Consider the following 26,836-nt stretch of genomic DNA (forward strand, 5'->3'; position numbering starts at 1 on the left):
GTTTTACATACCTAGCCATGCCAAGCAGCCATACTGAACATACTGTACATTATTTTCAGTATAGTCCAGCGTATCATTGACTAGAGTCATGCTCTATCACTTTTGTTGTGACCGCTGTCGGCGGTGGTGGAGCCAGGCCGATGTGGAGCCCCAACCTGGGGATCGCCTGTATTGCCCCTATTGCGGCCATCAAAATTGCGTGGAGCGCATCGATACCTTTCGCAATGCTGCGCGGGGCAGTTGCCTGACCCGTCCCCCCGATGCCCCTTCTCCAGATCCGCATCCGCCCTCTGAAAAATCCGGGGATCGGCCTCAGGAGAAGCGATCCCCAATCTAGTTATCCTGGGCAAACCCAGTCCTCTTGCCCCTATGGGGCAGCCAGCCGCTAGAGCCTGTCAACCATTCAACGCATCCGCCAGAGTTCCCCGTTGCGAAGATGACCACAGGTAGAGGTCAACCTCAGGCGAGGAAGAATCCACCAGATAGCGACAGAGGCGGCGCTCTTCCAGGATGGCGGTGGAGCAGCAGCAACTGTAGACTTCCAGATAGTCGTCCGGCTCCGCCTCAAAAATCGCCTGCTGGCCGGGAAAGAGGGTGCGCTCCCAGTGGCCAGGGATCGTGCGGATCACCTGAACCTGTCCGGAACGGTTGACAAAAGCGTATCTTTTCATTGCGTTTTTTTAATGGTGTTAAGAAAAACTTATTGCCCTTAAAATAGGCTACCATCCCTGATCCCCAAGCGGCAATAGTAAGCCGCCAAGACGGGGATCGCTCTTCCTGACTGGCTTTGGGAGATTTGTTCTCTCAGCTTATAGGGGTTGAGAGAATGGGATCCCGAGGAGAAGCCTGCCCTGGTAAACTGAGGGGAAGAGTCTGAAGATATCCTTAAGTTGGCCTTCACCATTCCGAGATCAGCAAGGGGGCACATCGTGGACAACAAGTTGGGGCTAGAGATCATCGAAGTTGTGGAGCAGGCTGCCATTGCCGCCGCCCGCTGGATGGGCAAAGGGGACAACAAGACCGCCGACCAGGTGGCTGTAGAGGCCATGCGGGAGAAACTCAACCAGATCCCTATGCGCGGTCGCATCGTCATCGGGGAAGGAACCCGCGATGAGGCCCCAATGCTCTACATCGGCGAAGAGGTGGGCATCTGTACCCGCCCGGATGCTGAGCAGTTCTGCCGCGTGGAAGAGCTGGTGGAGATCGATATTGCTGTGGATCCCTGTGAGGGCACCAACCTGGTGGCCAAAGGCCAAAACGGCTCTATGGCGGTGCTGGCCATCTCCGAGAAAGGCGGCCTTCTCCACGCCCCGGACATCTACATGCAGAAGCTGGCAGCTCCGCCCCAGGCCAAGGGCAAGGTGCACATCGACTATCCGCCAGAGAAAAATCTCAAGATCATCGCCGAAAGCCTGGATCGGGAGATCTCCGATCTGACGGTGGTGGTCATGGATCGCAAGCGCCACGCCGATCTGATTCGCCAAATTCGAGAGGCGGGGGCACGGGTGAAGCTGATCACCGATGGCGACATCTCGGCGGCTCTCTCGGCGGGCTTCAACGGCACCGGCATTCATGCTCTGATGGGGATCGGGGCTGCTCCTGAGGGAGTGATCTCGGCAGCTGCTCTGCGGTGCTTGGGCGCCCACTTCCAAGGTCGGCTGATCTACGATCCCGAAGTAGTTCAGGCAGGCACCTACTTGCCACCCGTGGAGGAAACGCGACGGGAACTCAAAGAAAAAGGCATCGAGGATCCCGACAAGGTGTGGGAGTGTGAGGAGCTGGCCAGTGGCAAGGAAGTGCTCTTTGCTGCCACCGGGATCACCGATGGTGACTTGATGCGCGGGGTACGTTTCTTTGGGGGTGGGGCCCGCACCGAGACCTTGGTGATTTCCAGCCAATCCCGCACGGTGCGCTTTGTGGATACCATCCACATGAAAGATGGCCAGCAGCCCCGCGGACTGCAGCTGCGCTAAGGGATCCCCTACCCAACATCCTCGCAGATCGGGGCGGCTTTCCCCTGGTGGAGGTCGCCCTTGCCTTTTTGGGAAAGTTACGAAATCTATCAAGCCCCAACCCGTGAAAACGTAATAACTCTTCAGCAAAATCCGGCAAAACCGGTTCGATACTGGTCTTAGAGTTTAGGTAGGCTGAGAAAAGTTACCTAAGCTTGCTGGAACCGAGTCAAGGGATCCCCTCGTATCGGTCACAGCTCTTGCTTTCTCTCTGAAACAATATTTGCTTTTGTTCAGAGTTTTTGTTTTTAATAACTTTTGCTGTTGCTGCACAGACGACGGAGAGGCATGTTTATCGCGGTTGTCGGTCTTAGCCATCGCACAGCTCCCGTAGAGATTCGGGAGCGCCTCAGCATCGCGGAGGCGGAGGTGGGAGAGACGATCCAGCAGCTTCGCGCCCACCCCCACATTGAGGAGGCTGCGATCCTCAGCACCTGTAACCGGCTGGAGGTCTACATCGTCACCTCGGAAATGGAGAGTGGTGTACGGCAGACGATGCAGTTCTTGGCTGAGCTGAAAGGGATCCCCTTGCCCCAACTGCGTCCGCACCTGTTTACCCTTCTTTACCAGGATGCGGTAACCCACCTGATGCGGGTGGCTGCCGGGCTAGATAGCTTGGTGCTGGGAGAAGGGCAGATCCTCTCGCAGGTGAAAAAAGCCCAGCAACTGGGCCAAGCCTGCAACGGCATGGATCGCATCCTCAATCGCCTCTTTAAGGCGGCCATTACCGCCGGCAAACGCGTCCGTACCGAAACGGAGATCGGCACCGGCGCCATGTCCATCAGCTCGGCAGCGGTGGAGTTGGCTCTGCAAGAGCAGGGATCCCTCTCTCAGGGCAAAGTTACCGTGGTGGGGGCGGGGAGAATGGCCCGTCTGTTGGTGCAGCACCTGTTGGCCAAGGGGGCAGTCGATATCACGGTGGTCAACCGCTCCCTGGAGCGAGCCGAAGCCCTGGCCAAGCAATTTGAGCAGCCGATCCAGGTGCTGCCTTGGGAGTCGCTGCTGAACAATGTGGCCGAGTCCAACTTGGTCTTCACCAGCACCGGCGCCACCCAGCCGATCCTGAACTACCAGCAACTGGCAGGGGTGCTGCAGCCAGATCAGCCGCTGTTGTTGGTGGATATCTCTGTGCCCCGCAACATCGATCCCGATGTGGAAAAGCTGAAGGGGGTACAGGTGTTCAATGTGGATCACCTCTCCCGCATCGTGGAAGAAAACCGCGCCCAACGGCAAAAGCTGGCTCTGGCTGCCGAAGCCCTGGTGGAAGAAGAGGTGGATCAATTTATGGAGTGGTGGCGTTCTCTGGAGACGGTGCCCACCATTTCCAGCCTGCGCCACAAGGTGGAGTCCATCCGCGAGCAGGAGATGGAAAAAGCTCTCTCCCGCCTGGGCAAGGACTTTGCCGAGAAGCACCTGGAGGTGATCGACGCCTTGACCCGCGGCATCGTCAACAAGATCCTGCACGACCCGATGGTGCAACTGCGGGCCAAACGGGATATTGAGGCGCGGCGGGCAGCCATGCGGATCTTGCAGGAACTGTTCAACCTGGATCCGGTGGTGTTTCAAGCCCAGCAGGAGCGCTAGGGATCCCTTGGCGAAGAGCGCATGACTTGAAGAATTGTAACAGCTCTCCCATCTGGGGTGGAGGGCACCCCTTAGGATACAAAGCGTAAGCCACAGGATCTGGGATTATGTTCGGACAATACGAAGTTTTTGTGCAGTTGGCCCTGCTGGCCTTGATTGTCTTGGCAGGCCCGGCGGTCATCCTGCTGCTCTATCTGCGCGGCGCCGATATGTAGGGGATCCCTCTGGATATTGAGGCAGTCGGGATAACCCTTTGGGAGTGCTGGGGCTAAGCCCAAAGCCAGGAGTGTTTAGCAACGTAACGCTCCTTTGCGTTAGAGTTGTAAAGAAATCCCTAAGGCACTCCTGCTTGTAGGGCGACATCCTGCTGGTCAATGGTTAATATGTCACTCCCCATCCGCAACGTTGCCATCATCGCCCACGTCGACCACGGCAAAACTACCCTTGTGGATGCCCTGTTACGCCAGGCGGGCATCTTTCGGGAGGGGGAAGACATTCCCACCTGTGTGATGGACTGCAACACGCTGGAGCGGGAGCGGGGCATCACCATCTTGGCCAAAAACACAGCCGTCCGCTACGGCGAAACCTTGATCAACATCGTCGATACTCCTGGCCACGCCGACTTTGGGGGCGAGGTGGAGCGGGTGCTGGGGATGGTGGAGGGCTGCTTGTTGATCGTGGATGCCAACGAAGGCCCGATGCCGCAAACCCGCTTTGTGCTGCGCAAAGCCTTGGAGAAGGGCCTGCGCCCAATTGTGGTGGTCAACAAGATTGATCGGCCTCGCGCCGAGCCCTACAAAGCCGTCGACAAGGTGCTGGATTTGTTCTTGGAGCTGGGGGCAGACGAAGACCAGTGCGACTTCCCCTATCTATTTGCCTCTGGGTTGCGCGGCTTTGCCCTGGAAGAAGCCCATCTCAAAGACTTTCTGGAAGGGAAGTACAGCGGATCCCTGGATATGAAGCCTCTTTTCGAGGCCATTCTCAAGCATGTCCCACCTCCCATTGGGGATCCCGGCAAGCCGCTGCAACTGCAGGTCACCACGCTGGAGTATTCGGAATACCTGGGCCGGATTGTGATCGGCAAGATCCACAACGGCACCATCCGCCTGGGGGATCCATTGGCAGTGGTGAAAGAGGATGGATCCATCGCCAAGGGCAAAGTAACCAAGCTGTTCGGCTTTCAGGGGCTGCAGCGCATCGAGCTGACGGAAGCCACCGCCGGCCACATTGTTGCTGTGGCGGGGTTTGCCGAGGCCAACATTGGCCACACCCTCACCTCTCCCGAAAATCCCCAGGCTCTGCCGCTCATCAAAGTGGACGAGCCGACGCTGCAGGTGATGATCGGTGTCAACGATTCTCCCTTTGCCGGCCAGGAGGGTACCTTCGTTACCTCGCGACAGTTGCGGGAGCGCCTGATGCGGGAGCTGGAAACCAACGTGGCGCTGCGGGTGGAAGAAACCGACTCGCCGGATCGCTTTTTGGTGTCGGGGCGAGGCGAGCTGCACCTGGGCATCCTGCTAGAAACCATGCGGCGGGAAGGCTATGAGTTTCAGGTGGGGCAACCGAAGGTAATTTTCCGCGAGGTCAACGGCCAGCCCTATGAGCCCTATGAGTGTTTGGTGCTGGATGTGCCGGAAGCGACGGTGGGGGCCTGCATCGAGCGGCTGGGGCAACGGCGGGGAGAAATGCAGAACATGATGGTGGGATCCGATGGTCGGGCTCAGCTGGAGTTTGTCATTCCGGCGCGAGGGCTGATCGGCTTTCGGGGGGAGTTTATCCGCATCACCCGCGGCGAGGGGATCATGAGCCACAGCTTTTTGGAATACCGTCCCCTGACTTCTGAGATGGAAATGCGCCGCAACGGGGTGCTGATTGCTTTTGAAGAAGGGGTGGCCACTACCTATGCCCTCAAGAATGCGGAAGATCGAGGTGTATTCTTTATTACGCCAGGTACCCGCGTTTACAAGGGCATGATCGTGGGCGAGCACAACCGTCCCCAGGACTTGGAGCTGAACGTCTGCAAGACCAAGCAACTGACCAACCACCGGGCTGCGGGCGGGGAGGAGCTGGTGCACTTGCAAGCGCCGGTGGAGATGACCCTGGAGCGGGCTTTGGAATACATCGGCGAGGATGAGCTAGTGGAGATCACGCCCCAGTCGGTGCGCCTGCGCAAGGCACAGTTAACGCCCTCTCGCCGCTAGTTTTCTCAGCCAACTGGAAGAGAGCATGACTCTAGTCAATAATAAGCTCAACTATACTGAAAATAATGTATAATATGCTCAGTACGGATTACTACCAGTTGATCTTTCTGTTTACTTTCGAGTCTGCCAACATGGTAGCCAAAGCAAAGCAGAAAATTGGTAGTAAGACGACACGGAAACTGCGCTTTGGGTATTCTACTCAAAGCTTTGCGGGATACCGCCATTCTGTTTGGAAACAAACAGAATGCTATCGCTGCACAGTTGAACAGTGATGTTCAGCAGTGTTCAGCGTAAATGTATCAGCCTGGCTCACCACCGCCGCAGGTAAGAGGCCAAGTTGGGGAAATAGAACGCCCCCCAAATCCCCAGCAGGATGACTCCCAAGCCGAACACAACCAGCCAAAGGCGCGGTCGGCTGTGCAGCTTATTGGATCCCACCTGGACGTAGGCCAGATCCACCCAAGCAGTATTGCCGCGGCGGAACCAGCCCACCACTTTGACGCGCCGGCCCACCAGGGCGCGGATCCGCTTCAGGCCGGAAAAGACATTGCCCACCGGCCCCAAAGGGGAAGTAAAGCGCACCGGGATCAGCCCTGTGGCCTCTTGCAGCTTCAGCTCTGCCCCCAGTTGATAGCCGGAGGGGCCCAGTCCCACCAACTCCCCCTCCAGCTCCACCCATTGTCCGCGGCGGGGATCCGCGTCGGGATCCGCCAGCAAGCTGAGCACATCCGTCGGCCTTGCCGGCAGGGATCCCCCGTACATCAACCCCGCTTTGGCCCACAAGCCCACCCCGTAGCCCACCACCGCTGCTGCCGCGATCACCTTGGGATCGAGACGGTTTTGCAGCAGCAGGTAGAGGATCAGCCCCACCAGCCAGCCAATGAGGATCCCGACCACTTCGGCTGCGTAGATGGCCAGATCCAGCCAAAACCGGCTTTGCAGGCGGGCCACATCCAACTTGGACCCGGATCCCAGGCTCAGCTCCGGCAGGAGGCGCAGCCGCTCTCCATATCCCGCCAAGACCTTGAAGCGGTGCCCCGGCAGCGGATGGCTGGAATTGACCTGCATCCAGCGGGCCCAAGGGTTGATTTGATCCCAAAGAAAGACTTGGCCAGCTTGGGAGGGATCCTGGAGGCGGGCGGCAGCACTGGCAGCGGCGATGGTTTTGAAGTCCAAAAAGCTGAACAGGCGGGTGCAGTGCAACAGCGAGGAAGGTCGGCGGTCGTTTTTGTGGGCCTCCTGCAGGCCAGCAGCCGATTTGAGCAGAGCAGCGATCAGCCCGTTCGGGTTGCCGGTTGCCTGTACAGCAAAATGGTCGGCATGGTAGGTGCCCAGGCGGGAGAGGAAAAACAGCGGGTAGGAAAGCACCGTGTAGATGAGGTAGAGCAGCGGGGCCACATGCCCGATGAGATCCCGCCGTTTGCTTCCCAGTTGGCTCACCTGCTCTAGGGCCAGGTAAACCAGTTGAATCGGGGATCCCAGCAGGGTCATGACCAGGATATCTCCATTAACAATTCGCCCCAGGGCCTGGGCGTAGACGGCGGCAATCTCATCCTCAGAAAGCTGCTGCAACAGGGCTTGGGTGACCACAATGCGGCAGCCATCAGAAAAAGTGCCGTAAACAAAGGCCAGCGGCCCGGCATCTGGGATCACCCCCAGTCGGGGCTGTTTTAGCTGGTTTCGGGCACAGATGCGCTGCAGCAGGCGGGCCGTCTCGGGGCTGTGGCGTTCGATTTCGCCAAGCCTGGCCCAACGCAACTTGTGCAGCCGTTGGTGGAGCTGATCCATCAGCCAGGGGGCAAAAAAGAGAAGGCCTACTCCAAAGTTGACCGCCAGGCTGCCGGCCACCAACCACCGCAGGCCATTGCGCAGCCAGGGCAGCAACCCCTGCAAAAACCAAAGCTGCCGCGGAAAACTCAGCCGGCCAAAATCCAGATGGCTGCCTACCAACACAAAGCTCAGCCACCAAAGGAAGACAATGCCCACCCCCAGGGATCCCCACTTGGCCCAATGCAGGGGGCCGGCCCGCTCCGGCAGGGGGATCTTCATACCCAGTTGGGCGGCCCGTTGACGGGTGGACAGGGATCCCGCTCCAGGAGACGGCTCCTCTGGGGGAGCAGAACGCGGTTCGACAGGTTTGGCGGACGGAGCAGCCAGGGACTCTGTTGCAGTGGGCAGGCGAAGCAAGATCTTCTTGGCCCAGCCTTGCGCCTGGGGGTTGGGGTGTTGCAGCAGCTCTAGGCAGAGGGACCGTGCCTTCTCCGTCTGGCCCAACTGGTGGTAGGCCCGCACCAGGTTCATTTGGGCTTCCAGGGCTTCGCCGTCAGATGAGTCTGCCGGGATCCCTAATGCTTTGTCCTGCTGACGGGATTGGGCCAGGTAGCCTTCAAAAAGTTGGATGGCCTCTTGAAGGCGGCCCTGCCGCAGGGCTTCCTTGCCCGCCTGGACGGCATCGGGGATCATCGGCTTGCTCCTTGCCTGGTAGGGTCTGCTTCTGGAGATCGGTTGGATCCATCTGCTCCCCCAGCTTACTCAGGGATCCAACCCCGAGAGACTGGATCCCCCCTAAAGGGGGTAGCAGAGCAAGCGCCGCCGCAAGCGATCCAGAGCCGTCTGGGCGCTCCACCAACGCACCCCCTCTCTGCCGCGCAGGCTGCCAAACCGGTACTCGTGTACTTCCACCTTCCCTTGCGGATCCGCCAAACCCAGATACACAAGACCGACTGGCTTGGTGGCGGTGCCTCCCTCTGGCCCGGCAATGCCGGTGATGCTCAAGGCCCAGTTGGAGCCCAGGACTTGCTTGGCCCCCAGCGCCATTTGGGCGGCCACCGCCTCGCTCACGGCCCCGTGCTGTCGCAGGGTTTCCGGATTCACCTGTAAAAGCTGCTCCTTGATGCGGTTGTCGTAGGCCACGATCCCCCCCACAAAATAGCGGGAGCTGCCCGGGATCCAGGTCACCAACTGCCCCAGCAGCCCGCCGGTGCAGGATTCTGCCACCGCCAGAGTTTGCCCCCGCTGCAGCAACAGCTCCCCCACCACACCGGCCAAGGTGGCGTCATCGCTGCCGAAGTAGTCTTCTCCAGAAATCTGTAAAATCTGCTCCACCACCGGGGCGATCAAGGCTTGGGCCTCTTCACGACTGGGAGCACGTCCGGTAACCCGCAGGCGTACCTCCCCCTGGCTGGCGTAGGGAGCCACCGTAGGGTTTTCCCCCGCCAACAGGGATCCCAGCCGTTCGGCCAGCGTCGATTCGGGAATGCCCCAATAGCGCAGTACCCGGCTGTAGAACACCTCTTTTCCCCAGCCGATGGAGCGCAGATAAGGCACGGCGGTCTCCCGCCACATGTGTTGCATCTCCCGCGGCACCCCAGGGAAGGTGAGAATGTGCAGGTCGGGCCGGGGCTGCCAGATGAGGCCACAGGCGCTGCCAAGCGGGTTGGGCAACACCCTCGCTCCCCGGGGCAGAAAAGCCTGCTTGCGATTGCTCGGCGAGGGCACAAGGCCCCGCTGCCCGTACTTTTGCAGGATCTCTTCCCACACTTGGGGGTGCTCCACCATCTCCGCCCCAAAAAAGGAAGCCAGCGCCTCATGGGTGAGATCGTCCGGCGTCGGCCCCAAACCCCCGGTGATCAGAATCAAGCTGGAACGACCACAGGCCACCTCCAGCGCGTGGTGAATGCGGGCCTCGTTATCCCCCACCACCGTTTGGTAATAGTGGGGGATCCCCAGTTGCGCCAACTCGGCTGCCAAGTACTGGGCATTGGTATTGGTGATCTCTCCCAAAAGCAATTCTGTGCCGATGCAGAGGATCTCAGCCCCTTGGGGAATAGCAGTTTGCGGTGGGATCATGCTTGGCCTCGAGCTCAGCTCAGCCGCAAGAAAAGTATACAAGAGGTCTCGGCCCCCAGATTTCCGGCTGGTCGTCGGCCATTCCCAATTGCGGTGAGACAGCCGGCGGGTTTTCACTTCCCTCTCCCGCTCTGAGAAAATTTCCGCGCCGACTACCCCACAGAAGGCACACTCAAGCTCGACAGAGATCCTCAGCCAGCCGAGCCAAAGCTTCCAAATCAGCACCCACCACGCGGTTGAGAATCCATTCGGGATGTTGCTTGGCACCCATGCGTCGATAGAACTCAATCGCCGGCTGGTTCCAATCCAAAACCATCCACTCCAGCCGCCCATATCCTTTGGCCACCGCCTCCTGAGCCACCCGCGCCAAGAGCGCTTTGCCAATGCCTCTGCCGCGAAACTCCGGCAACACGAACAGATCCTCAAGGTAAATCCCTGGTCGGGTCAGGAACGTGGAAAAATTGCGGAAGTAGAGGGCAAATCCCACCGCTTGCCCCTCCACTTCTGCCAACAACGCCGAGGCCAAAGCCTCTGGGCCAAACAAATAGTGGCGCAACAGATCAGCGGATCCCGTTACCAGGTGGCTCAGCTTCTCGTACTCGGCCAAGGCGCAGATGAGGTCAAACAAAACGGGCACATCTAAAGCGGTGGCAGGACGGATTTCCATACTTTTGCCTGGCTTCACAACCAATTCCTTGAATTTCCTGAGATACCGGCACGAGAACAGACCACAGTTTATTCTTGTTGTGGACAGAACGCCCAGGCAGCATCTTTTGGACGCGCAGCGTGGTGGGGGCAGCGGCAGGGGCCCAGAGGACTCACCGCACAAGGCAGGTAGGGTGACCGAGAAAAGTAACGGCAGAAGGGATCCCAGGGCAAGCCACAAGAGAGAGTTGGTACGGCCCGGTGGGCGCGCTCGTCCCGGATTGAGAGGCGGCGGGATCCCCTCTTTTCCAGCAGAGGGATCAACTGCGCCAAGAACGTTAGCCCTAACCACAAGCCAACTCCCACTCAGCGCTTGCACAATTGCCCTCCCCCGTCGGCCAACAGCGTTGTCTTCCAACCAGAATCAGCCTCGGCCAGCCTGCTTGCCCAGGACTAGCGTGGCAGCCCGTTTTGGAGCTGTCCTTCCCTGCCGGCAAGAACCCGAGAAAAACCGATTAGAGTGAAATATGGACTGACCCACTGGGCCTTTGGATTCCATGACCACCTCCACCCTTGATGCTGCTGCCATCCTTGAAGCGTTGCGCCCTGTTCAAGATCCGGAGCTGCGCCGCAGCCTGGTGGAACTGAACATGATCCGGGATATTCGCGTCGAGCCTGGGCGAGTGGCCTTTACCCTGGTGCTGACCACGCCGGCCTGCCCTTTGCGGGAATTCATTGTGGAGGAGTGCAAAGCTGCCATCCGCCAGCTGGCCCCCATCGAAGCCATTGATGTTACGGTAACGGCAGAAACCCCCCGTTCCCCTTCCCTGCCGAATCGCCAGTCCATCCCCGGTGTGCGCAACATCATCGCCATTTCCAGCGGCAAGGGGGGCGTGGGCAAAACCTCGGTGTCGGTAAATGTGGCGGTGGCGCTGGCCCAAAGCGGGGCCCGGGTGGGGCTACTGGATGCCGACATTTACGGCCCCAATGTGCCGCTGATGTTGGGCCTGCAGGATCGGTCTCTGGTTGTGCAAAAACGGGAAGATGGCGGCGAAGACATCTTCCCCCTGGAAAATTACGGCGTCAAGATGGTGTCGATGGGCCTCTTGGTGGGACGGGATCAGCCGGTGATCTGGCGGGGGCCGATGTTGAACGGGGTGATCCGGCAATTCCTCTATCAGGTGCAGTGGGGAGAGTTGGACTACTTGATTGTAGATATGCCCCCCGGCACCGGCGATGCCCAATTGACCCTAGTGCAGGCAGTGCCGCTGGCAGGAGCTGTGATCGTCACCACGCCCCAATCGGTGGCCCTGCTGGACAGCCGCAAGGGCTTGAACATGTTTCGGCAGTTGGGGGTGCCCATCCTGGGCATTGTGGAAAACATGAGCTACTTCATCCCGCCCGACCTGCCGGATCGCCAGTACGATATTTTCGGCTCAGAAGGGGGAGAGACCACGGCCCGCGAGCTGGGGATCCCTTTGCTGGGGCGGATCCCGCTGGAAATCGCCCTGCGCCAAGGGGGAGATATGGGTACGCCTATTGTCATCGGCCAACCTGAGTCGGCTTCAGCCCGGGCCTTGAAGCAGATTGCCAAAACCTTGGCAGGCCGCGTTTCCATGTTGGCTTTGGGGGCAGGCTAGAAGCGCTCGGCTTCCACCAACGAGACCCCGAAGCTGCGTCCTCCCACCACAATCCCCTCTTGGGCTTTACCGCGCACGGTTACAGTGCTGTTCATGGCCGGCAGCCCCTTGTCGGTGATGACCCAAAGGGAACCGCTGTTGTCTTGGAGCTCATACACACCCTGGCCGAACACCCCTATCTGGTTCACCACGCGACCGCGGACATACACATCGGTGTAGCGGGAGGGATTTTGCTCTACGGTGGCGATGGGAGTTGTGCCGATGCCCAGACGCGCCAGTGGCCCACACCCGGCTAGGGCCAGGCTCAAACACAGCAAGAACACCAGGGATCCCTTGGGGAAAGGTAGGCCGAGTCGCTGTTTCATGGGTTGCTTCCATTACGAGCACCTGCTCCCAAGATAGCAAGCCGGCAGGGAAATCCACGGCCAAGTTAGAACTTCTCGCCAATGCCGAAGTGCAGTTGACCTTGGCCGGCTCCGCCTTGCCCAACCGCGTAGTCGATGCGCAACGGCCCTAAGGGAGATTGGATGCGAATGCCGACCCCCAGCCCCAAACCACTGCCCGGCTTGTTGCGCACCGCTGCGGGATTGCCGGCCACGGCAGCTCCACTGCCCAGATCAGTGCCGTAGTCGGCGAAAACCACGGCTCCCACCGGGTCGAAAATGGGAAAGCGCAATTCGGCGGTTGCGGTGGCAAAGCTGCGACCGGAACCGATACCCCCCTCGAAAAAGCCCCGCACCGAGTTGCCGCCACCAATGGCAAAAGCATCGTAGGGAGCCAAGTCGCCGATGGTCGTGCCTGCTCGCACATCAAAGGCCAATACCTGCGGTCGCTCGCTGCGGGTTTCAAACAGGTTGACGGGAATGAACTGGCTGTAGCCGGCCTCGAGGCGGTTGGCATTCAAGCCATTTTGAAAAAGACGTACCGACTGTTCGGTGGAGATGCGAAAGACCGATCCCTGGCTGGGGCTGTTGGGGTTGTCGCGGGCGTCGTTGATGAGGCCGAGGCGCAGGGTGGTGTAGCTGTCTTGGCCGCTCTCGCTGAAGGTAATCGGGTTGCCCAGCACATCGAAGCGCTGCTGCTCCCCGTTGCTGTTGCGAGCTTCTACAAATTGGATGCGGGTGCCCAAGCTGGCCCGCCAATTGCCCCCAATCGGGCGAGAGAAAGTCACCCCGCCACCAAGACGGTTGATGCGCACGGGATCCCCATTGGGCAGGGTGAATCCCTCATTAAAGACAAAGCTGGAGCTCTGCTGGTTGGAGATGTTGACGTTGTAGGAGGTGGGAATGTCCAGCGTGGCAATCCGCGGGTCGGTGAAGTTTAAGTCGAAGAGGGTTTCGTTGGTGCCCACCTGCACGTTGAAGCTGGCACTCTGGTTGTTGCCGCCCAAGTTTTGTTCGGAGACGTTGAGGCCGGCGAAGACCCCTGTGGCGGAGCTAACGCCGATGGTGCCGCCCAAGGTACCGGTGCGACGTTCTTCCACGTTCACCACCACCACCACCTTGTCGGGATCCTGGCCGGGGTTGAGCCCCACATTCACATCTTGAAACAGGTTGAGATTAAAAACCGCCTGCAGGTCTTCCTGGATTTGGTTGCGGTTAAACACATCCCCCGGCTTGGACTTCAACTCGCGGGTGATGATGAAGTCACGGGTTTTGGTGTTGCCCTGAACGCGAATATCCTCGATCACCCCCTCGGCGATTTCCAGGGTGATGGTGCCGTCTTCAGAGGAGCGCACATCCGTCACTTTGGCCAGCACGTAACCCTTATCGGCGTACCACTGCTCGATCTCGGCCACAGCCAGTTGCAGCTCGCCGAAGTTGAGCACCCGCCCTTCCTGGTCGGCAAAGGCGGCCCGCAGCACTTCCGGATCCAGAACTTTCGCCCCTTCCGTGCGCACGGCTTTGAGAATGGGGTTGGGCTTGACCTCAAAGGTGACCCGCACCCCCAAAGGCGTATCGGAAGGCACTGCCCGCACATCGGCAAACAATCCGGTGGCAAACACGGCATTGATGTCTTCCCGCAACTGGGATCGGGTGGAAACCTCGCCGGCGCGGGTGCGGATGACGCTGTAAACCCGGTTGATCAGCTCCGGATCTTCAGTGCCCTCAACCACTACCTCCGCTACCAACACTTCTGGCTCACCGGCAGTGGAGGGTGGGGTGGGGGAGGGCTGGGCGGGGGTGTCGCCACCAGTGCGCAGGTCAAGGGTGCCGGGCTGAGGAACCGATTGCGCCCAAGCCGGGGATCCCATCAGCAGATCGCTACGCAACGCTCCAGCGAGGGCAAAAGCGGTGCTGAGCACCATCCGGCAGGTGAGAGCTGAAGTTAGCCAAGGGCGAAGTTGCCTGGAACGATTCATGGGGATCCCTCGCACACCAAAAAGCAAGATTGCAGAGCCGGGCCAAGCTTGCGTTAAAACCCTCTGCCGCCCAGCGGCGGACAATTGCCCTGGATTATATCAATCCCCATCCACCCAGATCCGAGCGTGGCCGCGAACCGGATTGCGGACTTGGGCAGTCTGGAGTGCAAAAAGCAGCCTCCCCCGCTCAAGGCAGGCGCAGGGATCCCCTACAGCGCTGGCCGCAAGACCTCGGCTCGACTTCCTCGGCAGCTAGGTTGACTTGGGAGTTGAGGATGACGACGGTGATGGGAGCAGGAGTGGGAGGCAAAGAGCGGCTGCTCCTCCAGCCCCAACTGTCGGCGTACTGTTGTGGGGGAACGTTGGGCAGGATCAGGACGGTGTTTTGCAGGACGTTGCTTTGCAGGGTGGTGGCGTTGCCGTTCAGGATCGCCATCTGCTGGGTGTGGGAAGTCTGAGCCAGGACGGCTGGAGCAAACCCGAAGCCGAGCAGAGCTGCCACTCCGGGGAGGAGGAGTTGGGTGGACAACATCGAGGATTCTCCACAAGACGCCAGGATGCCGACACTTTAGCCTGCTTTGCCCTCCGCTGAGTTGCCGCAAAAAAAGCTACGTGATGGGGAGGGATCCCTGCTGGGGACGTACAGCCGCGCGGCCCAGGCCCACAAAAAAGCCTGCAGAGGGTACTCTGTGCAGGCCCGTCTTGCTCGTCTGGATTGTCTTGATGGAGCTGATACATTCACGCTGAACTCTCCTGAACATGGTTCAGGAAAGAAGCGATCGCATCCTGCCTATCTCTGTTCGCGTCAGCGGGACGGAGTCCAAACAGGAAGGCGGTATCCCGCAAAGCCCTGAGGAATACCCCCCGAGCGCTTTCCCCCTTCACTTCCCGGCAACCGTTGCGGTGGACTCAAGGATCAGGGGGAAACTTGGTCTACTATATCCCTCTCAATGACTTTTGCCAAACCGCCTAAAGCTCAGTAAATTCAGCAAAGTTCAGGGTTTTGGGGGTTAGAGGCATGCTCAGAAGGAGAAACCGACCCCCACTCAGGAGCCGCAGGGGAAAATCAGCTCTCCGGCTCAAACACCTTCAGATCCACCACCTTCCCCCCTTGGAAAGTCCAGTGGGCAAAGGTGCCGGCCACCTCCCCATTCTCATCGAAGTTGATGGATCCAGAGGCGCCGGTGTAGAAGATGTCTTCCCCTTTGCCGATCAGCTCCACCGCCTTGGCCCACTCTCCGGGCAGGATCTCGGTGCCGGGGGGATTGGCCACTTCCCGCAAAGCATCCCGAACAGCAGTGCCATCGGTGCTGCCGGCTTTCTGAATGGCCAGAGCCAGGACAAAAGCGGCATCGTAGGCGGTGTCGATGTAGGGGGTGGGGGGCAGCTCCCCGTAGGCGGCTTTGTAGGCTTCGGCAAAGATTTGGTAAGCCTTGCTATCGGTGAGGGCCTGAGGCGAAACGCCGATGGATCCCTCTAGCTTTTCGGCTCCCACCTGGGCTGCCACATCGGGAGAGCGCATGCCATCGGTGAAGACAAAGCGGTCAAACAGCCCCTCTTCCAAAGCTTGCCGCAAAATGACCACACCGTTTTCGGGGTAGCCGATCAGCACCAACGCCTGGGGATCCCCTTCCTTCAGTTGGGTCAGCTCACTGCGGTAGGAAGCCTTGCCGGGCTCGTAGGGAACCGACTTGGTGATGGTGCCGCCCCGCTTTTCAAAAGCCGTCTTAAAGCTGTCGGCCAGGCCCTGGCCGTAGTCGTTGTTAATGTAAATAATGGCCAGGCGCTCCAGCTTCTCTTCACGGGTGATCTGGGCCAAGGCCACCCCTTGGTAGGCGTCGGAAGGAACCGTGCGAAACAGAAAATCGTTGTCCTCCAGGGTGGTGATGGTGGGGGCGGTGGAAGCGGGGGAAATTTGCGGGATCCGATTGGGAACAGAAACCGTCGTGGCCACCGGGATGGTGATGCCACTGCCCAAGGCGCCGATAATGCCGGCCACCTTCTCCACGGTGACCAACCGTTGAGCTGCGTCGATAGCCGGCTGAGCCGACGTCTGGTCATCCGCTTCGACCACTTGGGCAGGGGATCCCAAAATGCCACCGGCGGCGTTGATTTGGTCAATCGCCAGCTTGATCCCTTTGAGGCAGTTTTCCCCGAAGGCCTGCAGATCCCCGGTGAGAGACATTAAAGCCCCAATTTTGACCGGCCCTTGAGTTGCCTGCTGAGCCGTGCTGGGCAGCAGAGTGGTGGCAAGAGCAGCCGCCGTCAGGGCAGCCGCCGCTGCAAAGGCCCGTCGGGTGAGTTTATTCATGCGAGACATAGCCGACAACCTCCTGTGAGGGAAGGGAAAGTAGAACTCAGATCCCAAAGGTCAAGTAAAGTCAAGTGTTGAGTCGTAGCAGTCAGACGTTGACTCACCTCAAAGCGTTCCCCACTTCCTCAAGAAAAGATGGCTCCAGAAAACAGGCGGGCCAGACTCAGGATCTCGCCCGTTCCTTGGCTGCGGCCTCCAGGGGCAGTTGTCCCCCTGGGGATCCGGGAAGGATAATGGGCAAACTCGGCAATGGGCTCATTATGGGCTCATTATATGTTTGAAATACTGAACTCATCGGTCGGCGGGGTTTTCCCAAGGCAGCGGCGTGATTGTTATCGACGACATCTCCAAGCGGTTTGGCGGCATTAGCGCGGTGGATCACTGTTCCTTCCGCATCGAAACCGGTCGGATTACGGGCTTGATCGGCCCGAATGGGGCAGGGAAGACCACGCTCTTTAACATCATCGCCGGGTTTATTCGGCCCAGCAGCGGGCGCATCTGGCTGGATGGGGAAGACATCACCGGCTTGCCCCCCCATCATCTGTTTCGTCGAGGGCTGGTGCGCACCTTTCAGATCCCGCGGGAGTTTGGCCGCATGACTGTCTTGGAGAACTTAATGGTGGTTCCCCCCAATCAGATAGGGGAAAACCTATTCGCCACTTGGTTCGGTTGGCGGCAGGTGCAACGACAAGAACGCAACCTGCAAGCTCGGGCCGAAGAGGTTCTGGAACGGCTGAACCTGATCCATCTGCGGGATCAACTGGCCGTCACCCTTTCCGGGGGGCAAAAAAAACTCTTGGAACTGGGACGTACCTTGATGACCGATGCACGGGTGATCCTGCTGGATGAACCGGGGGCCGGCGTCAACCGCACTCTGCTGGCGGATTTGATGCGTTTTATCGAGTATCTCAACCGCGAGCGGGGCTGCACCTTTTGCATCATCGAGCATGACCTGGATCTGGTGACCCGTCTCTGCGACCATGTGGTGGTCATGGCTGCCGGCAAGGTTCTCACCCAGGGATCCATGGAGGAGATCAAACAAAACCCAGCCGTGCGGGAGGCCTATTTGGGATCTGTGGCACTGGCCGACTCCCTAAACCCACCCCAGCCCTCCCCTCTGCCTTCGGAGGGATCCCTCTCATGACCCCTTTGCTGGACATCCAGGATCTCTACAGCGGCTACCGGGGGGTGGACATCCTCAAAGGGATCCACCTGAAGGTGAACCCCGGGCAAATGGTGGTGATCATCGGCCCCAATGGAGCCGGCAAATCGACGGTGCTGAAATCCTTATTTGGCTTGGCCACCATCCGCTCAGGCCGAGTGCTGTTTCAGGGATCCGACATCACCCACCTGCCCGCTGAGCAACTGGTGCGACGGGGAATCGGCTTTGTGCCCCAGACCAACAATGTCTTCCCTTCCCTCACCGTGCAAGAGAACCTGGAGATGGGGGCCTTCATCCGACGCGACAACCCTGCCGCCCAATTGGAGCGGGTTTATGAGCTGTTTCCGCCCCTGAAAGAGAAACGACGCCAAGCGGCGGGATCCCTATCGGGTGGACAACGGCAGATGCTGGCCATAGGGCGAGTGTTGATGGTGGAGCCGCAGTTGTTGTTGCTGGATGAGCCGACCGCTGGCCTGTCGCCGCTGTACATAGAACAGACCTTCGCCCTCCTGCGAGAGATCAACCGTCTCGGCATCAGCATCCTCATGGTGGAGCAGAATGCCAAGCAGGCCCTGAAGATGGCGGACTGGGGCTATGTCTTGTCCACGGGAGAAAACCGCTTTGAGGATACCGGCCCCAACTTGTTGAACAATCCTGAGGTGCTGGAGCTGTTCTTGGGCGGGTGAGGCCCTCACCCCCCTCCCCTTTCCCAGAAGGAGAGTCAAACGGGACTGGCCATTTGCTGCTTGCGCAGTTGAGCTGCTTGGTTGAGAAGAGCCTCCACAAAAGTCATCGCTTCTTGGGCGGAGTGGCCGGCAGTAAGTTGGGCCAGTTCTTCGCGGCGTTCCCGTTCTCCCAAAAGCTCCACCCGCACAGAAGTTCGCTTTTGGTGCACCACCTTGTGAACCCGCAGGTGGTGATCCGCCAGGGCAGCGATCAGGGGTTGGTGGGTGACGCAGAGGATCTGGTGATCTCGGGCAATGCTGTGCAGCTTGGTGGCGATGGCTTGCGCCACTTTGCCCGACACGCCGGTATCGATCTCGTCGAAAACCATGGTGGCCACCGGATCGATGCGGCTGAATACGGCTTTCAAGGCCAGCAGAAAACGGCTCATCTCGCCGCCCGAGGCAATGCTGGCCAAAGGTTGAAGAGGCTCACCCGGGTTGGGGCTAATCCAAAAACTCACCTGATCCACCCCCTCTGCTGTCGGGGGGCCGGGTTGGATCTGCACCTGGAATTGCACTGCGCTCATCCCCAGCGGGCTGAGCTCTTCTATGAGAGCCTTTTCCAGTTGACGGGCCGCTTGTTGCCGCAGTTGAGAGAGCACCTGGCAATGGCGCTCCAGGTCTTGGGCAGCTTTGTCCAGCCGCACCTGCAATTCCTCTAGGTCGGTGTTGTCTCCTCGCAGTTGGGCCAACTCCGTCTGAACCCGCTCCGCATGGGCCATCACCTCGGCCAAGGTCGGGCCGTATTTGCGGCAGGCTTGTCTGAGTTGCGCCAAGCGCCGTTCAATTTTGTTCAACCGACCGGGATCTGCCTCCAGCGTCTCGCCGTAGCGAACCAGCTCCCGCCCCACCTCCTCCACCTGAATGAGAGCGCTGCTGACCATTTCCGCCAGAGGGACTAGGTCGGGATCCCGCTGGGTCATGGTCTGGAGCAGCCGCTCTACCTGGCCCAACAGGTCGGCGATGGCCGGTGAGCCACTATCGTTTTGGTAGAGCAGTTGGTGAGCTGCGTAGCTTTGCTGTTGCAGTTCCACGCGGTGGGCCAGGCGCTCTCGTTGCCGCTCCAGCTTGGCCATTTCGTCGGGATCCTCCAGGCGCAGGGCGGCCAGCTCTTGCGCTTGAAACTCCAGCAGGTCTAGCCGTTGCAGGCGCAGTTGTTGGCTTTGCCGGCGGGATTCCACCTCTGTTTTCAGTTGGTTCCAGGTTTGGTAAAGGGCAGCCACCTCCGCCCGTGTTCGCAACAACTCTTCGCCGCCAAAATCGTCCAGCCAACGGCGCTGGGTTTGGGGAGATTGGATTTGAACGGTTTGCCCCTGGGCAGTGATCTCTACCAATTTGGCCCGCAGGTTGAGCATCTGGGCTTTGTTCACCAGCACCCCATTCACCCGCAGGCGGCTGGTGAGCTTGCCGTTGCGCAACACCAGCTCGCGACTACAAACCAGGCCCTCCTCTAGGGGGTCGATGTGCTCTTGTTCTAGCCAGGCTTGCAGTTCAGGATTAGGACTGAAGATCGCTTCCACCAGACCTCGTTCGCTGCCAGTTCGCAGAGCCCGAGCTGTACCTCCTAGAGCTGCATCCAGAGCATCGAGGATGATGGATTTGCCGGCCCCGGTTTCTCCGGTGAGCACGTTTAGCCCCGCTCGAAAGGGGATCTCCAATTGCTCGATCAGGGCAAAGTTCTCGATCCGCAGCAGGCGCAACATAGGGATCCCGTGGGCTCAGCGTGCCGTTGGCAGTTTTCAGGATAGGGCTTGCAGGGGTCGCTCTGTCCCACGTTAGCGTACTCACCATCCCTCGGCGGACGGGTACAGCGGCCAGCGGGGAGTCTGTTATTGCAGGGGTGGGGAGCACCACCCGTTCTGGTTTGGGGATCGGAAATTGGCAGCCCGGCTCAGCCGGCCAGGGGGTAGCGCTCCATCAGGTAGCAGAGGCAGTCTTGGCGGATGATGCGGCTGTTGAGGGTGAGCATGCCCGGCATGATGGGCACGCTGGTGCGAATTTCTCCGTTGCAGGCATAGAAAAAGCGATCCGCCACATTTTGGCCCTGCTCGTCTTGCACCTCCAGGTGGAAGCCGTTGTTCGTCCAGCCAATGGGGGTGTGGGGGGGAAGCTCCCGAAAATTGAGGAGATCCAAATCCGGCGGGAAGCGGATGTGGGAGGGGGATCCCTCTTGGTCGCCATTCTCTTCCCCAAAGCTGAAGCTCACCTGATCCGGGACTTTGACAATGGCGACGCTGTGGAACAGGTCGATATCTTGGCGGAAGACAGGGCGCTGCGGGATCGCCGACAGGTGCAGGCAGGCTTCCAAGAATTCGTAGGCATGCTGGGTGCCGTGGGGCTGATCCGGCTTGCCACACTCCAGGGTCACCGCCGGGCAGAAGCGCCCGAAGGCCATGCTCTGCACCCCTTCTGGCTTGGTGAAATAGAGGACGGTGCGCCCAAACAAGGTGGCCAGGTGCAGGGTAGGGGCATCCAGGTGATTGACACAGGCGTAGTGGGGGTTGGTGCCCGTGTTGTTGTGGATATCGACGCTGGCAAAAACGCCCCGCTGCTGCATTTGCTGCAGGACGGCCTGGGCCATGGCATGTTCGGGGGTGGAGCCGGAGCCCCAAATGCGGTTGTAGTCCGGTTGGCCGTCCAGCCGCCGTTGTCCTTGACGGGCTGCCTGAACATTGCCGATGAAGAGGGAAAGGGAGCGGGGCAATTCCCGCTGGGCGTGGTGGCGGAGAAGCTGTCGCACCGCCTGCCAGCCGGTGGTTTCGTTGCCGTGCAGCAGGACGGACACAAACAGGGCGGGATCCCGTCGTCCCGGCAGATGGATGAGGGTTGGCCCACCCAATCGGTCGTAAAGCTGATGGGCCTCTAGATCCAGCAGTTGATCCGGTAAATGATCGAGGACGGTGAGCATGCTGTTTGGGCTAAGAGGCTCGATTCAAACTTCTGGCTTCCGGCCCTAGAGTGGGAGGGAGCGGGAGTCCAAATGAACCGTTTCGCTGCGGTAGCTCGGGTCGCGAAAGACCCTCTGAGCAAGAATCTGCCCGCTCGAAATTTGAGCAAGGGTCCGCCCTGCCGCCGCGGTGACCCACCGCTGGTACAACCGGCTGTGGAGAGAGCCCTAGCTGAGATCCCAGGTGTGTACCGGTTGGCCTTGCCGCTGCCGTTCCCAGTAGGCACAGGTTAATTGTTGCATATCTTTACCATGCCGGGCGACATAGCGGCGCTGCCAGGTGGCCCCATTCTGCCCCGACTCCACCCGGGCGCGGAGAATGCCCAGGTACTCCTGAATATCGGAGGGGGCCAGATCCAGTTGAACCAAACCCGCCTCTGCTTGGGGGATCAGCTCTTCCAGCAGCAATTGGCGCAGGGATCCCTGCCAACCCTTGAGCCAAGTGATGGGGGCCTCCAGGCCGAAGCGGGCCGCCGTGTAGAAATTGGCGCGGCACTGGGCAAAGCTTAGCTCCTGCTCGGGGGGGACGGGCTGGGATCCCAAGGCTTGCACCAGACCAAAGTAGAAGGCCGCATTGGCGATCATATCGGGTAGGGTTGGGCCTGCCGCCGCCACCCGCTGTTCGATGCGCAGATGGGGAACCGGATCCAAGCCGATGAGGGGGCGGTTCCAGCGCCAGATGGTGCCGTTGTGGAGGCGCAGATGGGCCAGCTCCCAGGGAGAGGCGGCCAACGTTTGCGGCAGCACCACCGGGTAGCGATGCAGGTTTTCCCAGAACAGCTCCATCAGGGATCCCTGTACATAGCCTTGCCCGAAGGTGACGCGGGGGCAGTGGGTGGGGGAGGGTGGGGGTGGCCCATCCAAAGCTTGCTCAAACAAAGGGATGCGGGTTTCTGCCCACAGATCGTGCCCGAACAGGTAGGGGGAATTGGCCGCCAGCGCCACCAAGGGGGCTGACACGAGCAGGGAAGCGTTGAAGTAACGGGCCGCCTGTTGGGGGGATACCTGCAGATGGATTTGAAAGGAGGTGGTCGCCGCCTCCAGCATGATGTCCGGGTGGGTAACCCGCAACCGCCCAGCCGGTCCTTCGATATCTAGCCCCAGGGAAGGGATCGCTTGGGATTGCTCACGCCGGTGCAAGTTCAGGATCTGCTCGTTGAGGGCCAGGTAACGCTTGCGGGGCGAGATCATCTTCAGGGTCAATTGCCGTTGCTGCACCGTAGGCAAAATGCCGATCATCATCAGCCCCACCTGCAGGTATTCAGCCACTTGGCAGCAGCGATCCCACGTTTGGCCCAGCTCTTGCTGAAACTGCCGCAGAGCCGAGCCGACCAAAACTTGGGGCCGGCTGTTGATCTCCACGTTAAACTGGGCCAGTTCCGGCACCACCAGCGGATCATTCACCGCTTCCAGGTAGGCTGAGTTGATCGGGGCCGGATCCCCCTGAGGGGTCACCAGCCATGCCTCCAGCTCAAACCCGCCCACCGGGGATCCCTGGGCAAAGGGCTGACAAGCCGGATCCAGCCCCGGCGCACCGGCCAACCAGCGCTCCAGCAAATCCGTCTCTTGCCGGAGTTGAGCGGCGAACTTGGCAAAGTCTTCGGCGCCAAAGCTGAGGCAGGCAATCTCCTGGCCCATCGAGAGAACTCCGCAGAGGGCATGACACCACTGTACTGTCCTTCTCAGGGTCTTCAGCTCTCCAGGAGAAAAATATGGGCAGGCATCGTCCAGGGATCCAACTTGATGTAGTTGGTGGATCCCTGCCAGGAATACTGCTGGCCGTCCAACAGATCGGTCAGCTTAAAGGTTTGCCAATGCTCCAAATCCAGAGCCCCCAAGTTGAGGGTGACCCAGCCGGACTGAATGTGGAAAGGATCCAAATTCACTGCCACCAAAATGCGGTTATCGCCACTGAAGGTGCGCTTGGAATAGCAAATCAGGGCCTCGTTGTCGGTGGGATGAAACACCAAGCTCCAGTCGCTCTGCAGGGCCGGGTTTTGTCGCCGGATCCGGTTCACCTGCTGGATCAAAGGCCGCAAGTTATCCGGGGCATCCAGATCCCAGTGGCGGATTTGATATTTTTCCGAGTCCAGATATTCTTCGCTGCCGGGACGGAGCGGGCGGTTTTCGCAGAGTTCAAAAGCCGGGCCATAGATGCCGTAGCTGGCCCCGAGGGTAGCCGCAAGGATCAAACGCAGCATAAAAGCCGGGCGACCCCCCTTTTGCAAAAACTCGTTCAAAATATCGGGCGTATTGGGCCACAGGTTGGGGCGATAGTACTCCCGCATTGAGCTTTGGGTGAGCTCGGTGAAATACTCGGTCAGGCCCCACTTGTCGTTGCGCCAAGTGAAATAGGTGTAGGACTGGGTAAAGCCCAGCTTGGCCAGCGATTTCATCAGTTTTGGGCGAGTGAACGCTTCGGACAGAAAGATCGTCTCCGGGTGCTTGGCTTTGATCTGACCAATACACCACTCCCAAAAGCCGAATGCCTTGGTGTGGGGGTTATCCACCCGGAAGATCTTGACCCCCTGGTCAATCCAGTATTCGATCACACCTTTCAATTCTTCCCAAAGGGCTTGCCAGTTTTCTGTTTCAAAGTTGAGGGGATAGATATCCTGATACTTTTTGGGCGGGTTCTCCGCATATTGAATGCTGCCATCGGGCCGCTTTTTAAACCATTCCGGGTGCTCTTTTACATAGGGGTGATCCGGAGAGCATTGAAAGGCAATATCCAGGGCGATGTCGATGTGGAACCGTTTGGCTTCCGCCACCAGATGATGAAAGTCGGCCAGGGATCCCAATTGGGGGTGAATGGCTTTGTGCCCGCCTTCCAGCCCGCCGATGGCCCAGGGAGAACCCACGTCCTCTGGCTCGGCGGTCATGGCATTGTTTTTGCCCTTGCGAAAGGTGCGCCCAATGGGATGGATGGGGGGCAGGTAAAGCACATCAAAGCCCATTTCCGCAATCAGCGGCAGCCGCGCGACCACATCTCGGAAGGTGCCGTGGGTGTGTTCGTTGGGGCCACAGGAGCGGGGAAACAGCTCGTACCAGGCACTGAAGCGGGCTTTGACCGGATCCACCCAAACCCGCCGCTCTGGGTAGGTGCTGACAAAAGGGCGCTCGCCGTAAACCTGCATCAGGGATCCCAACGTGGGGGATAGGGCTGCTTCTATGGCGGGATCCCCCCCTTGGCGGAGTGTTTGGGCGTAGTTGCGCAGCTTTGCCTGCAGAGAGTGCTCCGCGCCGCCACCGCGATCGCCGCTTTGCTGTTGGGCGGCCCGCTCGATCAGCTCGGCCCCGATCAGCAGCTCCACAGAAACATCCTGCTCGGCCTCCACCCGCTTGTACAGATCCTGCTGCCAGGTTTTGAAGGGATCCACCCAGGCCAAGATCCGGTAAGAAGCTTGGCCGATCTGAGTGACCTGAAATTGGGCCCGCCAGCGGTCGTTGCCGATGGGATCCATGAAGATCTCCTGCCAACCCTCTGCACCGGCCTCGCGAAAACAGAGCACCGCCGAGAGCTGATCGTGGCCGTCGGCGAAGATGTCCGCTTCCACCACCACATACTCTCCCACCGTCCGCTTGATGGCGTAGCGCCCGCCGTCGATTTCCGGTGTCACCGCCTCGATGATGACGCGCTGCCGACCCTCTACTGGCCACATAGGATCCACCCTCTGTTTGTCTCCTGCCTGTTCGCAGACTGGCTACTCTCCACCCTCTGGTCAGGAAGGCTTGTCCGCCCCCCACGATACCCAGTTATTCAGGACTCCGTCCCGCCGGCGCGACTAGCCAGCCGTTACCGATACATCTTCAATGCGCAGAGCAGGAAAAGCCGTGCTGCCGTTGAAAACGGTCACCTCTTGTGAGATGGCGGAGATATTACGCAAACAATCGTAGAGATTGCCGGCAATGGTGGTCTCCAGGATGGGGCGTTTTTCGCCGCCTTTGACCAAGAAGCCCCCTTTCACCACCCCGGAAAAGTCGCCGGTGATGGGGTTGCTGCTGCCGGAAAGACGGGTGACAATAATGCCCCGCTCCATGGCATACAGCTCAGACAGGGGGGTTGTCCCCGGCGCCACTCTCAAACAAGCTGGCCCCACCCCCGGCAGGCTGCCCGCCCCCCCTGTGGCATGGCCGTTGGACGGGATCCCGGCAGCGCGAGCTTCGTAGCTGTTGTACATGAAGTTGCAGAGGATCCCTTCGTGAACCAAGGGGGTGATTTGGCGAGGGATCCCTTCGCGGTCGAAGGGCTCAATGGGGTAGCCGGGCAGGCCCAGGCCTTCAGAAACCACGGTGAGCAACGGGCTGGCGATCCGGGATCCCATTTTTTGCGCCAGAGGGCTTTTGCCTTTGCGCACCGCATCTGCCCCCAAGACAAAGAGGAGATCCCCCAGGAAGTCCTCCACCACATCTGGAGGGAGAATGATAGGGCCGCGAAAGCTCTCCCCTTCGGTAGCCCCCAGCGCCCCCACACATTTTTGGACAAAGCGATCAAAAGCCCGCTCCAGCGTTGGGATGAGATCGGCCCGCTTCTGGACGCTGTCGCCGTCGTAGGCAAAGCTGCCCACCTCGTCCCCATCAATGGCCATGCCAAAGAGGGAGCCCCCCGCTTCCACGCTGTGATGGTTGGCGCGGATGCCGGTGGAAGAGGCGATAGCCAGGGTCTCTTCCTCAACGCTGAGGGAGCCGCTGTCGATGGTGATGCGAGGGTCTTTGGATCGCACCCACTCCAGCAATTGGGATCCCAACTGGGTCAGCTCGGCGGCATCCAGTTCCAGCAGGCCTGGGTCGAGGGCAAAGGGCACCTGGGGCAAAGGTTGGGGCTCCGGCAGCCCGTTGAGGGGATCCGCCGGCGAAGCCTTGGCCATGGCTACAGCCTCAGCAGCCGTCTCAGCTAACTCTTCCGGGCGGTTGGAGGTGGCAAAGCCCAGCCTGCCGTCGCAGAAAACCCGAATGCCGAACAGGGTCTCGCTGCTGCTGCGGGCCAGGTTGAGGTCATTTTTCTCAAAAGTGACTTCCGTTTCCCGGCCTGAGTTGGCAAACACTTCTGCCTGGTCGGCTCCAGCAGCCAATGCCTTGTGTACACCCTGTTCACAAAGATCCAGCAGGTTTTCCGGGGAAATGATGGAGCTGGGCATAGAAGTGAGATGGCAAGAGGACAGTCCTATTATCGGCCATGGCTCAGGGATGCCTTTCCCAGCCCCCTGCGGCCCATGGGATCCCAGCACCAACCCCTTCGTCCAACAACGTCACTCTGGTGCGCACCTTCCGGCCCGCTCCCCCTGGGCAACAATCAGCAGAGAGCATGACTCTAGTCAATGATACGCTGGACTATACTGAAAATAATGTACAGTATGTTCAGTATGGCTGCTTGGCATGGCTAGGTATGTAAAAC

22 protein-coding genes and 1 pseudogene are annotated in these 26,836 nt (G+C 59.7%); 9 read left to right on the forward strand and 14 right to left on the reverse strand.

What is annotated here, in order from left to right; translation table 11 throughout:
- Positions 1 to 88 precede the first annotated feature (88 nt).
- A complete protein-coding gene (locus tag ACVWVQ_RS12565; RefSeq protein WP_457508782.1) occupies positions 89 to 337 on the forward strand; it encodes a hypothetical protein in 249 nt (82 codons plus the stop codon).
- 58 nt (positions 338 to 395) lie between these two features.
- On the opposite strand, the gene ACVWVQ_RS12570 is transcribed toward ACVWVQ_RS12565, so the two are convergent.
- A complete protein-coding gene (locus tag ACVWVQ_RS12570; RefSeq protein WP_011433830.1) occupies positions 396 to 671 on the reverse strand; it encodes a DUF1830 domain-containing protein in 276 nt (91 codons plus the stop codon).
- Between the two features lie 258 nt (positions 672 to 929).
- Here ACVWVQ_RS12570 and glpX point away from each other — a divergent pair, with 258 nt between their 5' ends.
- The 5 genes and pseudogenes from glpX to ACVWVQ_RS12595 form a co-directional block, all read left to right on the forward strand.
- Positions 930 to 1,973 carry a class II fructose-bisphosphatase gene (glpX, locus tag ACVWVQ_RS12575; RefSeq protein ID WP_457398014.1) on the forward strand — a complete coding sequence of 348 codons (1,044 nt, stop codon included), beginning with the start codon at positions 930 to 932 and terminating at the stop codon, positions 1,971 to 1,973.
- A 327-nt stretch (positions 1,974 to 2,300) separates the two neighbouring features.
- Entirely contained in the window at positions 2,301 to 3,596 is a 1,296-nt protein-coding gene (locus tag ACVWVQ_RS12580; protein ID WP_457508783.1) for a glutamyl-tRNA reductase, read from the forward strand.
- 107 nt (positions 3,597 to 3,703) lie between these two features.
- Positions 3,704 to 3,811: a photosystem II reaction center protein Ycf12/Psb30 gene (gene psb30, locus ACVWVQ_RS12585; RefSeq protein WP_011433833.1), complete on the forward strand. Its 108-nt coding sequence runs from the start codon at positions 3,704 to 3,706 to the stop codon at positions 3,809 to 3,811.
- Between the two features lie 168 nt (positions 3,812 to 3,979).
- On the forward strand, positions 3,980 to 5,797 hold the full coding sequence (gene typA / locus ACVWVQ_RS12590; protein ID WP_457508785.1) for a translational GTPase TypA: 1,818 nt from the start codon (positions 3,980 to 3,982) through the stop codon (positions 5,795 to 5,797).
- Between the two features lie 83 nt (positions 5,798 to 5,880).
- Positions 5,881 to 6,091, forward strand: a pseudogene (locus ACVWVQ_RS12595) (hypothetical protein); the annotation flags it as partial.
- Between the two features lie 15 nt (positions 6,092 to 6,106).
- On the opposite strand, the gene ACVWVQ_RS12600 reads toward ACVWVQ_RS12595, so the two are convergent.
- The 4 genes from ACVWVQ_RS12600 to ACVWVQ_RS12615 all read right to left on the reverse strand — a co-directional run bounded on the left by ACVWVQ_RS12600 (position 6,107) and on the right by ACVWVQ_RS12615 (position 10,657).
- A complete protein-coding gene (locus tag ACVWVQ_RS12600; RefSeq protein ID WP_457508787.1) occupies positions 6,107 to 8,260 on the reverse strand; it encodes a M48 family metalloprotease in 2,154 nt (717 codons plus the stop codon).
- Between the two features lie 102 nt (positions 8,261 to 8,362).
- Positions 8,363 to 9,646 carry a competence/damage-inducible protein A gene (locus tag ACVWVQ_RS12605; RefSeq protein WP_457508789.1) on the reverse strand — a complete coding sequence of 428 codons (1,284 nt, stop codon included), beginning with the start codon at positions 9,644 to 9,646 and terminating at the stop codon, positions 8,363 to 8,365.
- Positions 9,647 to 9,818: 172 nt separating this feature from the next.
- Positions 9,819 to 10,313, reverse strand: coding sequence for an N-acetyltransferase family protein (locus ACVWVQ_RS12610; protein ID WP_457508791.1), 495 nt, complete (start codon positions 10,311 to 10,313; stop codon positions 9,819 to 9,821).
- Between the two features lie 68 nt (positions 10,314 to 10,381).
- Entirely contained in the window at positions 10,382 to 10,657 is a 276-nt protein-coding gene (locus tag ACVWVQ_RS12615; protein WP_457508793.1) for a DUF6464 family protein, read from the reverse strand.
- Between the two features lie 191 nt (positions 10,658 to 10,848).
- On the opposite strand from ACVWVQ_RS12615, the gene ACVWVQ_RS12620 reads away from it, so the two are divergent.
- A complete protein-coding gene (locus ACVWVQ_RS12620) occupies positions 10,849 to 11,931 on the forward strand; it encodes an Mrp/NBP35 family ATP-binding protein (RefSeq protein ID WP_414407509.1) in 1,083 nt (360 codons plus the stop codon).
- On the opposite strand, the gene ACVWVQ_RS12625 is transcribed toward ACVWVQ_RS12620, so the two are convergent.
- The 4 genes from ACVWVQ_RS12625 to ACVWVQ_RS12640 all read right to left on the reverse strand — a co-directional run bounded on the left by ACVWVQ_RS12625 (position 11,928) and on the right by ACVWVQ_RS12640 (position 16,613).
- Complete coding sequence (locus tag ACVWVQ_RS12625) at positions 11,928 to 12,296, reverse strand: hypothetical protein (protein WP_414373839.1); 369 nt, start codon at positions 12,294 to 12,296, stop codon at positions 11,928 to 11,930. The two genes, ACVWVQ_RS12620 and ACVWVQ_RS12625, sit on opposite strands and share 4 nt — an antisense overlap.
- A gap of 65 nt (positions 12,297 to 12,361) precedes the next feature.
- Entirely contained in the window at positions 12,362 to 14,293 is a 1,932-nt protein-coding gene (locus ACVWVQ_RS12630; RefSeq protein ID WP_457508795.1) for a BamA/TamA family outer membrane protein, read from the reverse strand.
- Between the two features lie 187 nt (positions 14,294 to 14,480).
- The gene (locus tag ACVWVQ_RS12635) at positions 14,481 to 14,825 is read right to left on the reverse strand and encodes a hypothetical protein (protein ID WP_011432412.1); all 345 of its coding nucleotides are present in this window, start codon (positions 14,823 to 14,825) and stop codon (positions 14,481 to 14,483) included.
- A 534-nt stretch (positions 14,826 to 15,359) separates the two neighbouring features.
- Entirely contained in the window at positions 15,360 to 16,613 is a 1,254-nt protein-coding gene (locus ACVWVQ_RS12640) for an ABC transporter substrate-binding protein (RefSeq protein WP_414373836.1), read from the reverse strand.
- Positions 16,614 to 16,932: 319 nt separating this feature from the next.
- Here ACVWVQ_RS12640 and ACVWVQ_RS12645 point away from each other — a divergent pair, with 319 nt between their 5' ends.
- Together ACVWVQ_RS12645 and ACVWVQ_RS12650 are read left to right on the forward strand one after the other, a co-directional pair.
- Positions 16,933 to 17,751 (forward strand): ABC transporter ATP-binding protein, encoded by an 819-nt coding sequence (locus ACVWVQ_RS12645; protein ID WP_011432415.1) that lies wholly within the window; start codon positions 16,933 to 16,935, stop codon positions 17,749 to 17,751.
- A complete protein-coding gene (locus ACVWVQ_RS12650) occupies positions 17,748 to 18,455 on the forward strand; it encodes an ABC transporter ATP-binding protein (protein ID WP_457508798.1) in 708 nt (235 codons plus the stop codon). The genes ACVWVQ_RS12645 and ACVWVQ_RS12650 overlap by 4 nt, the downstream gene beginning before the upstream one ends.
- A gap of 35 nt (positions 18,456 to 18,490) precedes the next feature.
- Here ACVWVQ_RS12650 and recN read toward each other — a convergent pair whose 3' ends face one another.
- The 5 genes from recN to ACVWVQ_RS12675 form a co-directional block, all read right to left on the reverse strand.
- Entirely contained in the window at positions 18,491 to 20,197 is a 1,707-nt protein-coding gene (gene recN, locus ACVWVQ_RS12655) for a DNA repair protein RecN (RefSeq protein ID WP_457508800.1), read from the reverse strand.
- Between the two features lie 188 nt (positions 20,198 to 20,385).
- Positions 20,386 to 21,402, reverse strand: coding sequence for a M14 family metallopeptidase (locus tag ACVWVQ_RS12660; protein WP_457508802.1), 1,017 nt, complete (start codon positions 21,400 to 21,402; stop codon positions 20,386 to 20,388).
- 207 nt (positions 21,403 to 21,609) lie between these two features.
- Positions 21,610 to 23,079 (reverse strand): glutamate-cysteine ligase family protein, encoded by a 1,470-nt coding sequence (locus ACVWVQ_RS12665; RefSeq protein WP_457508804.1) that lies wholly within the window; start codon positions 23,077 to 23,079, stop codon positions 21,610 to 21,612.
- Between the two features lie 53 nt (positions 23,080 to 23,132).
- Positions 23,133 to 25,103: an alpha-1,4-glucan--maltose-1-phosphate maltosyltransferase gene (locus tag ACVWVQ_RS12670; RefSeq protein WP_414357914.1), complete on the reverse strand. Its 1,971-nt coding sequence runs from the start codon at positions 25,101 to 25,103 to the stop codon at positions 23,133 to 23,135.
- A 123-nt stretch (positions 25,104 to 25,226) separates the two neighbouring features.
- Complete coding sequence (locus ACVWVQ_RS12675; RefSeq protein ID WP_457508806.1) at positions 25,227 to 26,579, reverse strand: TldD/PmbA family protein; 1,353 nt, start codon at positions 26,577 to 26,579, stop codon at positions 25,227 to 25,229.
- Between the last annotated feature and the right edge of the window lie 257 nt (positions 26,580 to 26,836).

Source organism: Thermostichus sp. MS-CIW-36, from assembly GCF_054059035.1.